Source organism: Micromonospora sp. NPDC023644, assembly GCF_040640115.1.
GTDB lineage: Bacteria > Actinomycetota > Actinomycetes > Mycobacteriales > Micromonosporaceae > Micromonospora.
Genome location: NZ_JBFABA010000003.1, coordinates 215,056 through 227,107, shown reverse-complemented (window position 1 = coordinate 227,107; position 12,052 = coordinate 215,056). Strand labels below are relative to the sequence as shown.

Sequence of the window (12,052 nt, the reverse complement as noted above, 5' to 3'; positions counted from 1 at the left end):
TACGGCGACCGCCCCGGAGCGCCCGGCGTACCGCCCGGACACGTGGAAGCGGCAAACCGCCCGACGCGGACGATCCCGCGCCAATCAGCCTGGACCAGTGACGTTGCGTCGGCCAACCCTGTACAGCGTGTCGACACGCGTATATGGCCGAACGGTGACGAACCACCGCCGGATCGGCCGGGCGTCGATGCAACGGACACCGGGCCGTTCATGCGACGAAGCGGGCCACCACCACGGCGCGGGACAGGCGCAGTGTGGGCGCGCTCACGTGTGATGCGAATATGGACCACGACGGCAACGCAGCCACGACCTCCGCGCACCCCCGCGGCAGGCGCGGCTGGGCGCCGGCGCTCCCGAACCGGGTTCGGCCAAGAATCCGGCTCACGCCGCGCGGCAACCCTTACCGGGGCTAGGCGCGGCCGCCAGGAACCCGTCCGGCACCAGCCGGGCAGGCGCACGAGTTGCGCGGCCGGGTGACCCCCCGGTGCCGACGCAGACAGACAGGGAGAGACGGATGGCAAAGGGCGACCCCGGGGTCTCCAGTCGCGGCCGACGGGCCGCACCCCGGTCCAGGAAGGGTGCGACCGGCGACCCGCAGCTGGTGCAGCTGCTCACCCCGGAGGGTGAGCGGATCGAGAGCGCGACGGGCCCGGACGGGACCGAGTACCGCGTCGACTTCACCGACGAGGAGTACCGCGGGCTCTACCGCGACCTCGTGCTGGTCCGCAAGCTCGACGCCGAGGCCACCGCGCTGCAGCGCCAGGGCGAGCTGGGCCTGTGGGCCAGCCTGCTGGGCCAGGAGGCCGCGCAGGTGGGCTCGGGACGCGCACTGCGTACGCAGGACATGGCCTTCCCGACCTACCGGGAGCACGGCGTCCTCTACTGCCGGGGCATCGACCCGATCATGCCGCTCGGCCTGTTCCGGGGTGTCGACCAGGGGGGCTGGGACCCGAACGAGTTCAAGTTCAACATGTACACGATCGTGATCGGGGCGCAGACCCTCCACGCGACCGGGTACGCCATGGGCGTCCACATGGACGGCAAGACCGGGACCGAGGACGGCGAGGCGGTGATCGCCTACTTCGGCGACGGCGCCACCAGCCAGGGCGACGTCAACGAGGCGTTCGTCTGGGCCAGCGTCTTCAACGCCCCGCTGGTGTTCTTCTGCCAGAACAACCAGTACGCCATCTCCGAGCCGCTGGAGCGGCAGACCCGCGTGCCGCTCTACCAGCGGGCGGGCGGCTTCGGCTTCCCCGGCGTCCGGGTGGACGGCAACGACGTGCTCGCGTCGTACGCGGTGACCCGGCACGCGCTGGACAACGCCCGGCTCGGCCAGGGCCCCAGCCTGATCGAGGCCTACACCTACCGGATGGGCGCGCACACCACCTCCGACGACCCGACCCGCTACCGGATCGCCAGCGAGGTCGAGGCCTGGCAGGCGAAGGACCCGATCGCCCGGATGAAGGCGTTCCTGGAGAAGCAGCAGATCGCCGACGCGGACTTCTTCGCGGCCGTCGACGAGCAGGCCCGCACCGAGTCGGTGCACCTGCGCGAGCGGGTGCTCGCCATGCCCGACCCGGAGCCGGTGACGATGTTCGACCACGTCTACCCGCACGGGTCCCCCGAGCTCGACGAGCAGCGGGCGCAGTTCACCAGCTACATGGAGTCGTTCGAGGGGAGCGCCCACTGATGGCCACGGAGACGCTCAGCCTCGGCAAGGCCCTCAACACCGGCCTGCGCAGGGCCCTGGAGAACGACCCGAAGGTCGTCATCATGGGCGAGGACGTCGGCAAGCTCGGCGGCGTCTTCCGGATCACCGACGGCCTCCAGAAGGACTTCGGCGACCAGCGGGTGATCGACACGCCGCTCGCCGAGTCCGGCATCATCGGCACCGCGGTCGGCCTGGCCATCCGCGGTTTCCGGCCGGTCTGCGAGATCCAGTTCGACGGCTTCGTCTACCCCGCGTACGACCAGATCGTGTCGCAGGTGGCGAAGATGCACTACCGCTCGCAGGGCAAGGTCCGGATCCCGATGGTCATCCGGATCCCGTTCGGCGGCGGCATCGGCGCGGTCGAGCACCACTCGGAGTCGCCCGAGGCGTACTTCGCCCACACCGCCGGCCTGAAGGTGGTCTCCTGCGCCAACCCGCAGGACGCGTACACGATGATCCAGCAGGCCGTCGCCTCGGACGACCCGATCGTCTTCCTGGAGCCGAAGCGACGCTACTGGGAGAAGGGCCCGGTCGACCTGGACGCCCCGCTGTCCGGGGCGTACCCGCTGCACTCGTCCCGGGTCGTGCGGACCGGCACGGACGCCACGGTGCTGGCGTACGGGCCGATGGTGCGGACCTGCCTGGACGCGGCGACCGCCGCCGCCGAGGACGGCCGGGAGCTGGAGGTCATCGACCTGCGCTCGCTCTCCCCGCTGGACCTGACCGCCGCGTACGAGTCGGTGAAGCGCACCGGCCGCTGCGTGGTCGTGCACGAGGCCCCGGGCAACCTGGGCCTGGGCTCGGAGATCGCGGCCCGGATCACCGAGGAGTGCTTCTACTCCCTGGAGTCCCCGGTGCTGCGGGTGACCGGCTTCGACACCCCCTACCCGGCCGCCCGGGTGGAGGAGGAGTACCTGCCCGACCTCGACCGGGTGCTCGACGCCGTCGACCGCACCTTCGGCTGGTGAGCGGCATGTCGCGGATCAAGGAGTTCAACCTGCCCGACCTGGGCGAGGGCCTGACCGAGGGTGAGATCCTCGCGTGGCTGGTCAAGGTCGGTGACGTCATCGAGCTGAACCAGCCGATCGTCGAGGTGGAGACGGCCAAGGCGGCCGTCGAGATCCCGGCGAAGTGGGCCGGCCAGGTGCAGGCGATCTTCCACCCGGAGGGGAGCACGGTCGAGGTCGGCACGCCGATCATCGCGATCGACACCGACCCGGGCGCCGGCCCGATCGAGGCGTCGACGACCGGTGCGCCGGCCGCCGCCCTGCCCACCCCGTCGGCGGCGTCGCTGGCCGCGGTCGAGGTGGCGCCGGCCGAGGGCGCGGTCGAGCCGGGCCTGATCGGCGGTCCCGCCCCGGGTGGGCGTACCGCCGTGCTGGTCGGCTACGGCCCGCGGAACACGGCGGCCAAGCGCCGCCCCCGCAGGGGCGACACCCCGGTGCCGGCCCAGGCGGCGGCCCCGGTGGCACCCGTCGCGCCGGCGCCGCCCGCCCCGGTGGTCACCGCGCCGTCGAACGGTCACGGCCCGGCCGGTGGGCCGGTGCTGGCCAAGCCGCCGGTACGCAAGCTCGCCAAGGACCTCGGCGTCGACCTCGCCACGCTGACCGGTTCGGGCCCGCTGGGCTCGATCACCCGGGAGGACGTACAGCGGGCGGCGAGCGGGGCCACGGCGGCGGCCGAGCCGCTCGCGGTGTCGGCTCCGGTCACGGCGGCCGCGAGCTTCGGCGCGGACCGCGAGCAGCGCATCCCCGTCAAGGGGGTACGCAAGCTCACCGCCGAGAACATGTCCCGCTCGGCGTTCACCGCGCCGCACGTCACGGAGTTCCTCACCGTCGACGTGACCCGGGCGATGAAGGCCCTGGACCGGCTCCGCAACCGTCGGGAGTGGCGCGACGTGCGGGTCTCGCCGCTGCTGCTGGTGGCCAAGGCGGTGCTGCTGGCGGTCAAGCGCCACCCGATGGTCAACTCGACCTGGGCCGGCGACGAGATCGTCGTCAAGGACTACGTCAACCTGGGCATCGCGGCGGCCACCGAGCGCGGGCTGATCGTGCCGAACATCAAGGACGCCGGCCGGCTCTCGCTGCGCGAGCTGGCGGACGCGATGACCGACCTGGTGCAGACGGCCAAGGCCGGGAAGACCTCGCCGGCCGACATGTCCGGCGGCACGCTGACGATCACCAACGTCGGCGTGTTCGGGGTGGACACCGGCACGCCGATCCTGCCCCCGGGCGAGTCGGCGATCCTGGCCTTCGGCGCGGTCCGCGAGATGCCCTGGGTGCACAAGGGCAAGGTCCGGCCGCGTCAGGTCACCACGCTGGGCCTGTCCTTCGACCACCGCATCATCGACGGTGAGCTGGGCTCGAAGTTCCTGCGCGACATCGGGGAGTTCCTGGCCGATCCGGAGGCGGCGCTGCTCGCCTGGACCTGACCGGTCTCGACACCAGCCACGGCCGGTGTGCACGGGTTCACGCCCGGCACACCGGCCGTGTCCGTTGGCGCGGGGTTCACGCCCGGCACACCGGCCATTCACCGCCGGCACACGGAAACGTCGGCCAGACGGCTCGCAGACCTTCGATTGTTCGGCGGGTGTCCCAGCTCACCTAAGAATCAATGGAAGTTGCGGCCGTCTTGGGGTTCAATGGAGACATCAAGGGGCTGACAACCGAATAGCCAGGAGGAGAGACCCGTGAGCATGATCGAGCGAATCCGTAACCGCCGCGACGCCAACCGCCGCGCCCGTGCCATCGAGCACGCGCTGCGTTCCGCCAACTCGCCCGCGGTCCGCGAAGAGATCCTCGCCATCGCCCAGCGTCACATGAGCTGACGCCCAGGACCTCTCTCACCTCCTCCAGATCGACGACCCGCCCGGTCCGCCCGGGCGGGTCGTCGGCGTTTCGCAGCGGTTGACACCGGGATTCCACCTCGCCCCAGCGCCCGGTACGGTGGGCTTCGGTCGTCGCCCGCCGACCCGGAGCAGTCGAGTCGATAGAAGCCGCTCGACACCATCCGGCCACGGGGAGTGACGGCCGTGCTCCCCGGGCGCCCTCGGGCGGTCACCGGATACGGTGCGGGGAGCCGGCACGGCCGGTACACCGGCGACGCCGGCCACCCTGCCGAGCAGACCGATCGGCAGCGGCGGCCGACAGGTGATGGAGGAGGCGCACGCATGACGTCCGAGGGCACGCACCACCCCGGCCAGCAGCCGGACGAGGTGTCGCCGGGCGCCGGCGGACCGGCGCCGTACGGCGACCGCCCGGCACCGCAGGACAACGGTTACGGCGCTGGCGCCCCCGACCTGGGCTGGGCGCCCCCGCCCCCGTCGGGGCGGCCGAACCCGCCCGCCTGGGGCGCGCAGGGCGAGCAGCAGCAGGCCCCCGCGTGGGCCGCCCAGGCGCCACAGCAGACCGACCCGCCCCAGCCCGGCCAGTGGGGACCGGCCGGCGGATCGCCGCAGCCGGCGTGGCCGGGCGCGCAGGAGCAGTCCGGCCCGGCCTGGGCCGCCGCCCCGCCGCCGCCGCCGCTGCCGCCGCACGCCGCCCCGCAGCCGCCGCACGCCGCCCCGGAGCAGCCGGCCTGGGCGTCGGCCGAGCAGGCGTCCCCCGCCTGGGCGCAGCCCGAGCCCGCCGCCCGTGGCGCCGCCCGCGTCCCGCAGGCCGCACCCGCCCCCCAGCCCTGGCCCGCCCAGGACGACCCCAACCGCTCCGGCGGCTGGAACGCCGAGTCCCCTCAGGACCCCGCCAACGGCTGGAACCCGGGACAGCAGCAGGACGACCCGAACCGCTCCGGCGGCTGGGCCGGCGGCGAGCAGCAGCAGGGCGAGCAGCCCGGCTGGGACGCCGGTGCGGAGCAGCGCCCGGCGGGAGCCTGGGCCGCCTCCCGCGACGACGCGCCCCGGGACGACCAGCCCCAGGGCGACGAGTGGCCACCCCGCGACGAGCGCTCCGCACGGGGTGCGGCGTCCGTGCCGCCGCAGCCCGACGACCGGGACGCCAACGGCTGGGGCGCCGCACAGCCCACCTCCACCCCGCCCGGCCGGGCCTCCGTCCCGGTGCCGGGCGACGGCGGGCCGAAGCCGTGGGGCCCCGCTGCGGAGAACCCGCCGCAGTGGGCCGGCAACGCCGCCGAGCGTCCGGCCGTACCGGACGTCGAGCCGTGGTCGGCGGACGAGGCGTGGGGCCGCGCCGAGGCCGGCGAGCCCGCCCCGGGCCGGGCCGGCAACGGCTGGGAGCCGGAACGGGCCGAGGAGCCGCCGATCTACCAGCCCGCACCCGGGCCCGGCATCTCGCCGGCCAACGCCGTGCCGCTGCCGCCGCAGGAGCAGCGGGTGCCCGGCGCCAGCCTGGCCGCCGCCCCGCCGGTCGACTACACCCCGCCGGCCCAGTTCGCCCCCGAGCAGCCCGGCCGGGACGGCGGCCTGCCGGCGTACGAGCAGGAGCAGCCGGCCTGGGCCCAGCCCGGCTCCCGGCACGACGAGCCGCAGTCGCCCGCCGGTCCCGTGGTCCCCGCACCGCGCACCTCGCCGGAGGCGGGCGGGCGGGCCGCCGTACCGTCGCCGGAGGGTGCCGAACCGGCCGCCGGCAGCGTCTCGGCGAGCGCCTCGGTGCCGCTGGCCAGCCGGGTGCTGCCGCCGGCCGACCAGGCCCTGCGACCGGGCGGCACGCCCGCGCCGCAGCCCCGGGTCTACGGCCGGCCGGCCCGCCCCGAGCCGGCGGACGAGCCGGAGCAGGACGACCCGAGCGGCCACCGCCCGGACCACGCGCCGGCGCCCCGCTTCGACCAGGGGCCGGACCCGCGCTTCGGCCAGGAGCCGGACCCGCGGTTCGGCCAGGAGCCGCGGTTCGACCAGGGCCAGGCCAACCAGTTCGACCAGGGACCGGAGGCCCGCTTCGACGACCGGGACCGGGCGCCGAGCGGGACCGCCGTCTTCGGCGCGGTCGCCCCGGTGGCGCCCGCCTCGCCGGCTGCGCCCCCGGCCTTCCCGCCGGGTGTGCCGTCCTTCGTCGACGCACCGGCCAGCAACCGACCGGTGAACGGGGTCCGGCCGCACGACGACGCGGACCGCCCCGCCGACCCCTTCGGTACGCCGGCAGCCGGCGGCGCGGCACCCGGCTACGGGCCCGCGCCGACGACCGAACACGCGCCGGGCGGGGCGTTCCCGCCGGCCTTCCCGCCGCCCCCGCAGCAGTCCGGCCCCTCCTGGGACCAGGGCGGCTCGGAGCAGGACCAGAACCGGTTCGACTCGTTCAAGCCGATCGCGGAGCCGAAGACCGAGGCCCCCACGCCCAAGGTGCGCAACGGCCGGGTGCTCGCCGCGGTGCTCGTCGCGGCGGTGCTCATCCTGGCGGTGCCGCTGGGCCTGCTCATGCTGCTCGGCAAGGTCGGCGGCGAGGACAAGGCCCCGGCGTTCGACCCGGCGGTCGGCAGCTGCGTCAAGAAGTCGGGCGAAAGCGCGGCGGCGGCGCAGTGCGGCGAGGCGGGCGCCTTCACCGTGGTCTCCAAGGTGGACGCGAAGGACAAGTGCGCCGACCCGACCCAGCCGCACATCGTGCTCCAGGGCGGCGGGAGCAACCGGGTGCTCTGCCTCAAGCCGGCAGGTCAGTAGCTACAACGACGACGGCGGGGCCACGGGAAGCCGGGGCCCCGCCGTCGTCGTTCCGAAGGGCGGCGTCGTGCGGCCGCGAACACCGACAGCGCCAGCGCCGCGTGTCGTCGCACGAAACGAAAGCGCCCGCCCCCGCATGGGGGACGGGCGCTCTCGCGCGTCTGGTCGATCAGGACCGTTCGGTGACCTGGGCGACGAAGGCGCGCCAGGCGGCCGGGGCGAAGACGAGGGCCGGGCCGGTCGGGTCCTTCGAGTCGCGTACCCCTACGACGCCAGGAAGGTTGTCGGCGACCTCGACGCAGTTGCCGCCGTTGCCGCCGCTCTTCGTGCTCTTGCGCCACTGCGCGCCGGTCAGGTCCATGATCTCGCCGCTTCTCTCAGGAGATTCAGAGTCCGCCCCCGGGGAAGCGCCTCCCCGCGAATGCGTTCCCAACGTCGTTCAAGCGTAACAAGGTCGGATGCCTGATCCAGGATCTGAGCCTGCGCCGGGCTATCGACGTGCGCGACCCGAGTCCCGTCCGACATGTCGGCGATGGTGAAGGGCCCGTCCAGCCCCGGATAGCTGGGCGCGTCGGCGGGAACGACGTGCAGTTGCACAGTCGGCAGTTCGGCGCATGAGACGAGATACGCGAGCTGATCTGCCATGAGTGACCGGTCATCCCCGACTCGTCTACGTAGGACCCCCTCGTCCAGCACGGCGACCAGCAGGGGGCCGCGCTCGCGTCTGAGAATCGCTTGCCGGCTGATTCGCGCGTCGGCGAGATCGTTCATGGCGTCGGCCGTCAGTACGCCGCCCGCGAGCGTCGCTCGCGCGTACGCCTCGGTCTGGAGAAGACCGGGCACCCACGCGAGTTCAAACGCGCGCAGGGTGGCCGCCTCTCGTTCGATGTCCACCCACGGCCGGAACCAGACCGGCTCACGTCGCCGCCCAACGTCCGGCCACAGGGTGTCCACATCTCGCCCCAGCAGGTTTGCTACCTGGACGCGGTGCCGGCTCTGCGGAATGTGTCCAGGATTTGCCCAGCGTGCCGCCGTCTTCGGGTGAACTCCTATGTGACCTGCAAGGCTCTCCGCCGTGTGGCCAGCCTCGGCGAGCGCCGCGACAAAGGCGTGGTTCATGCCAGCCCTTCCCGAGAACAAATCAGTTGCCCGAAAGAGATTAGACAACGCTGTGTGATTGTCCGACAACCCTCGGCAGGGTGCTTCTTAGACGGCGTGAGCCGGTGGAGGCGATGGGAGCCCGCCGGTCGCGCTGACGGGGCCGCCCTGGGCGAGCAGCCGGGCGGCCCCTCCCACCACCGCCGCACGAGGGGGAAGCGATGCCCGATGAGAGACCGAAGCCAACACCCGCACCGGAGAGCGATTCGCCGCCGGCCCGCCCGGTCGTCCCGGGGCCGATCGGTCCCCTCATCCCGCCGTACCGGGGGCCCGGGCGCGTAAGCAACGTCGTCCCCGCGTCGCGCTGGTCCGCCCGGTGCAACCGGGGTCTGCGGTGACCGCCCGGACGCCACCTCCCGTACGGATGCTGCGAGCCGGCGAGGTGCTCAGCCTGACCCGGGCGGCGTCGCCGCAGTTCGTGACCCCGATGCGCGTCCGCGTGATCCGTGAGCTTTCCGACCGCTTCCCGCCGTACGGCTGGCTCTGGTTCGAGGGTTACCAGCTCGACGCCAAGGGCCGCGCGGTGGCGAAGCGCGAGCTGTTCGTCCTGCGCGAGGGCCTTGAGTGGGTCGTCACCGCGCCGGCCCCGGCCCGGCCCACTCTCTCCCGCCGGCCACCGGCCCGCTCTCGCCTGGCGGTGGGCTGATGGTGCACGTCCGCGCCCACGTCCCCAGCCGGCCCACCTGGCGGTGCAGCGCCTGCGGGGTGGCGTGGCCCTGCTCGACGGCGAAGCTTCTCCTCCTCGCGAAGTACCGCGAGAACCGCGACGCGCTGATGGTCCACCTCGCGGGGCTGTGCGAGGAGGCCGCCGGGCAACTCGCCGAGTTGGATCACGGCAATCCGCCGGCGGACCTGACGGAGCGCTTCACCGGCTGGGCCCGCGCCCGCTGAGGGACGTCTCGTAACTCGGGTGCCGACGGGCCCATCGGGCGACCACCGAGCAGCCTCGTTCAGGCACCTTCGCGCCACGCCTTAACCCACGTGGTCCCCGTACTCTGATTCGATGGTTGCTTCGCCGCCTGGCTCGCGTCCCGAACCCTTCGCGGGGCTGGACTCGGTCGACTGGGCGAGGTTCCGACCGCGCGATCCCAGAGACGCCGCACGCGACGCGTGTGAGATCCCAGACCTGATCCGCGGCCTGGCGACGGCGGAAGGCCGGGCGGCACGCGAGTGGGGCGAGGCGCTGAAGGGCGCCCTGATCCACGGCCATTCCGGCCTGTACTTCCGCACCGCCGAACCGGCCGCTCCGTTCCTCATCGAACTGTGTCGCGGTGGACGGCCCGAGGTGGCCACCGAGGCGCTCAACCTCCTGCTGAGCTGTGTCGGCGAGGACGGCCCATTCCATCCCGAGCCCCTGCGCCCTGGTGACACGCACCTGTCCGAGTTCGTCACCCGGATCCGGGCCATCATCCACAGCGGTCGGGCGGCCTACTATCCCTGGCTGTCTTCATCACATGTGGGAGCCAGGATCGGCGCGTTGGAACTCCTGGGCGTCCTCGAGCCCAGGGCACCAGAGTTCCAGCGAGAGCTCGCACGGTTGGAAGCATCCGACGGAAACCATTGGGTTCAGCAGGCGATCCGGGAGATCCGGCTCGACCTCTGACGGTGCCGCCATGGGTCTTTCCGGCTCGCCGCTGTCGTCCGGGTCACGGAGCCCGGCTCGGCCCAGCGCGACATGGCAGGCTGACAACCATGGGAACGACACCGCGCGTACGTGCCCCCGAGCTGCGGGGCCGGAGTTGGCTGAACACGGGCGGGCGGGAGCTGAAGCTGTCCGACCTGCGCGGCAAGATCGTGATCGCGGATTTTTGGACTTTCTGCTGTATCAACTGCCTGCACGTGCTCGACGAGCTGCGCCCGCTGGAGGAGAAGTACGGCGACGTGCTCGTCGTGATCGGCGTGCACTCGCCGAAGTTCGAGCACGAGAAGGACCCGGACGCGCTGGCCGCCGCGGTGGAGCGGTACGGCGTGCACCACCCCGTGCTCGACGACCCCGAGCTGGACATGTGGCAGCAGTACGCCGCCCGCGCCTGGCCCACCCTGTCGGTGATCGACCCCGAGGGCTACGTGGTGGCGACGATGGCCGGCGAGGGTCACGCCGAGGGGCTCGCCCGCCTCGTCGACGACCTGACCGCCACCCACGAGGCGAAGGGCACCCTGCACCGGGGCGACGGCCCGTACGTCCCGCCGGCGCAGCCGGAGACCACGCTGCGCTTCCCGGGCAAGGCGGTGCCGCTGGAGAACGGCAACCTGCTGGTGTCGGACTCGGCCCACCACTCGCTGGCGGAGCTGGCCGGTGACGGCGAGACGCTGGTCCGCCGGATCGGCGCGGGCACCCGGGGCCGGGCCGACGGTCCGGCCGGGGCGGCCACCTTCTCCGAGCCGCAGGGGCTGTGCCTGCTGCCGGCGCACACCGCCGAGGTGGCCGGCTACGACCTCGTCGTCGCCGACACCGTCAACCACCTGCTGCGCGGCGTACGGCTGGCGGACGGCGAGGTGGTGACGGTCGCCGGCACCGGCCGGCAGTGGCGTTCCACGGTCGACGACCACTCGCACGACGCGCTCGCGGTCGACCTCTCCTCCCCCTGGGACCTGGCCTGGTACGACGACAAGGTCGTCATCGCGATGGCCGGCATCCACCAGCTGTGGTGGTTCGACCCGGTGAAGCGCACCGCCGGCATGTACGCGGGCACCACGGTCGAGGCCCTGCGCGACGGCCCGCTGGCCGAGGCGTGGATGGCGCAGCCGTCCGGCCTCTCCGTCTCCGCCGACGGCGCCCGGCTCTGGGTGGCCGACAGCGAGACCAGCGCGATCCGCTACGTCGAGAACGACGTCATGGGCACCGCCGTCGGGCAGGGGCTCTTCGACTTCGGGCACGTCGACGGGCCGGCGTCGGAGGCGCTGCTCCAGCACCCGCTGGGGGTGTGCGCGCTGCCGGACGGCTCGGTGCTGGTCGCCGACACGTACAACGGGGCGGTCCGCCGCTTCGACCCGGAGAGCAACCGGGTCTCGACGGTCGCCGACGGGCTCGCCGAGCCGAGCGACCTGGTGCTCACCCCGGCGGGCGAGGTGCTGGTGGTGGAGTCCGCCGCGCACCGGCTGACCCGGCTGGCGCCCGGCGCGCTCTCGGCGGCCGGCGCGAGCACCGTCGACGGTCCCCGGCACCGCACCGAGCGCAAGCCCACCGACGTGGCGGCCGGCGAGGTGACCCTGGACGTCATCTTCACCCCCGCGCCGGGGCAGAAGCTCGACGAGACGTACGGCCCGTCGACGCGGCTGGTGGTGTCGGCGTCGCCGCCGGAGCTGCTGTTGGAGGGGGCGGGCACCGGCACCGAGCTGTCCCGCCGGCTGGTCGTCGACGGCACCGTGGCCGGGGGTGTGCTCCAGGTGACCGCCCAGGCGGCGACCTGCGACGCGGACGTCGAGCACGCGGCCTGCCACCTGACCCGGCAGGACTGGGGCGTCCCGGTCCGGGTGGTCGACGGCGCCGCCGCCCGGCTTCCGCTGGTGCTACGGGGCCTGGACGACGCCTGACACCGGTCGCGGTCGGCGTCAGGAAAGGCCGCCCCTTCCTGCGC

The 12,052-nt window shown here is 73.6% G+C and carries 11 protein-coding genes; 9 read left to right on the top strand and 2 right to left on the bottom strand.

What is annotated here, in order from left to right; genetic code table 11:
• The first annotated feature begins 514 nt into the window (after window positions 1-514).
• The 5 genes from pdhA (at window position 515) to AB0G08_RS04030 (ending at window position 7,316) form a co-directional block, all read left to right on the top strand.
• A complete protein-coding gene (gene pdhA, locus AB0G08_RS04050) occupies window positions 515-1,690 on the top strand; it encodes a pyruvate dehydrogenase (acetyl-transferring) E1 component subunit alpha (RefSeq protein ID WP_358082744.1) in 1,176 nt (391 codons plus the stop codon).
• Window positions 1,690-2,679 (top strand): alpha-ketoacid dehydrogenase subunit beta, encoded by a 990-nt coding sequence (locus tag AB0G08_RS04045; RefSeq protein ID WP_358082741.1) that lies wholly within the window; start codon window positions 1,690-1,692, stop codon window positions 2,677-2,679. Before pdhA ends, AB0G08_RS04045 begins: the two co-directional genes overlap by 1 nt.
• A gap of 5 nt (window positions 2,680-2,684) precedes the next feature.
• Window positions 2,685-4,142, top strand: coding sequence for a dihydrolipoamide acetyltransferase family protein (locus AB0G08_RS04040; RefSeq protein WP_358082927.1), 1,458 nt, complete (start codon window positions 2,685-2,687; stop codon window positions 4,140-4,142).
• A gap of 258 nt (window positions 4,143-4,400) precedes the next feature.
• The gene (locus AB0G08_RS04035) at window positions 4,401-4,538 is read left to right on the top strand and encodes a hypothetical protein (protein WP_165947779.1); all 138 of its coding nucleotides are present in this window, start codon (window positions 4,401-4,403) and stop codon (window positions 4,536-4,538) included.
• Between the two features lie 342 nt (window positions 4,539-4,880).
• Window positions 4,881-7,316 (top strand): hypothetical protein, encoded by a 2,436-nt coding sequence (locus tag AB0G08_RS04030; RefSeq protein WP_358082738.1) that lies wholly within the window; start codon window positions 4,881-4,883, stop codon window positions 7,314-7,316.
• A gap of 169 nt (window positions 7,317-7,485) precedes the next feature.
• On the opposite strand, the gene AB0G08_RS04025 is transcribed toward AB0G08_RS04030, so the two are convergent.
• Window positions 7,486-7,677, bottom strand: a complete 192-nt coding sequence (locus tag AB0G08_RS04025; protein WP_358082734.1) for a DUF397 domain-containing protein — start codon at window positions 7,675-7,677, stop codon at window positions 7,486-7,488.
• Entirely contained in the window at window positions 7,668-8,435 is a 768-nt protein-coding gene (locus AB0G08_RS04020) for a DUF5753 domain-containing protein (protein WP_358082731.1), read from the bottom strand. The genes AB0G08_RS04025 and AB0G08_RS04020 overlap by 10 nt, the downstream gene beginning before the upstream one ends.
• Before the next feature lie 403 nt (window positions 8,436-8,838).
• Here AB0G08_RS04020 and AB0G08_RS04015 point away from each other — a divergent pair, with 403 nt between their 5' ends.
• The 4 genes from AB0G08_RS04015 (at window position 8,839) to AB0G08_RS04000 (ending at window position 12,008) form a co-directional block, all read left to right on the top strand.
• Window positions 8,839-9,120 (top strand): hypothetical protein, encoded by a 282-nt coding sequence (locus tag AB0G08_RS04015; RefSeq protein WP_358082728.1) that lies wholly within the window; start codon window positions 8,839-8,841, stop codon window positions 9,118-9,120.
• On the top strand, window positions 9,120-9,365 hold the full coding sequence (locus tag AB0G08_RS04010; RefSeq protein WP_358082725.1) for a flavin reductase: 246 nt from the start codon (window positions 9,120-9,122) through the stop codon (window positions 9,363-9,365). The genes AB0G08_RS04015 and AB0G08_RS04010 overlap by 1 nt, the downstream gene beginning before the upstream one ends.
• A gap of 112 nt (window positions 9,366-9,477) precedes the next feature.
• Window positions 9,478-10,077: a hypothetical protein gene (locus AB0G08_RS04005; protein ID WP_358082722.1), complete on the top strand. Its 600-nt coding sequence runs from the start codon at window positions 9,478-9,480 to the stop codon at window positions 10,075-10,077.
• A gap of 89 nt (window positions 10,078-10,166) precedes the next feature.
• On the top strand, window positions 10,167-12,008 hold the full coding sequence (locus tag AB0G08_RS04000) for an NHL domain-containing thioredoxin family protein (protein WP_358082719.1): 1,842 nt from the start codon (window positions 10,167-10,169) through the stop codon (window positions 12,006-12,008).
• The last annotated feature ends 44 nt before the right edge of the window (window positions 12,009-12,052 follow it).

Bases quoted from the DNA above. Each gene is read 5' to 3' on its own strand.
- AB0G08_RS04040 (WP_358082927.1), top strand. From the start codon at position 2,685: ATGTCGCGGATCAAGGAGTTCAACCTGCCCGACCTGGGCGAGGGCCTG.
- AB0G08_RS04045 (WP_358082741.1), top strand. From the start codon at position 1,690: ATGGCCACGGAGACGCTCAGCCTCGGCAAGGCCCTCAACACCGGCCTG.
- AB0G08_RS04030 (WP_358082738.1), top strand. From the start codon at position 4,881: ATGACGTCCGAGGGCACGCACCACCCCGGCCAGCAGCCGGACGAGGTG.
- pdhA (WP_358082744.1), top strand. From the start codon at position 515: ATGGCAAAGGGCGACCCCGGGGTCTCCAGTCGCGGCCGACGGGCCGCA.
- AB0G08_RS04010 (WP_358082725.1), top strand. From the start codon at position 9,120: ATGGTGCACGTCCGCGCCCACGTCCCCAGCCGGCCCACCTGGCGGTGC.
- AB0G08_RS04000 (WP_358082719.1), top strand. From the start codon at position 10,167: ATGGGAACGACACCGCGCGTACGTGCCCCCGAGCTGCGGGGCCGGAGT.
- AB0G08_RS04005 (WP_358082722.1), top strand. From the start codon at position 9,478: ATGGTTGCTTCGCCGCCTGGCTCGCGTCCCGAACCCTTCGCGGGGCTG.
- AB0G08_RS04015 (WP_358082728.1), top strand. From the start codon at position 8,839: ATGCTGCGAGCCGGCGAGGTGCTCAGCCTGACCCGGGCGGCGTCGCCG.
- AB0G08_RS04025 (WP_358082734.1), bottom strand. From the start codon at position 7,677: ATGGACCTGACCGGCGCGCAGTGGCGCAAGAGCACGAAGAGCGGCGGC.
- AB0G08_RS04020 (WP_358082731.1), bottom strand. From the start codon at position 8,435: ATGAACCACGCCTTTGTCGCGGCGCTCGCCGAGGCTGGCCACACGGCG.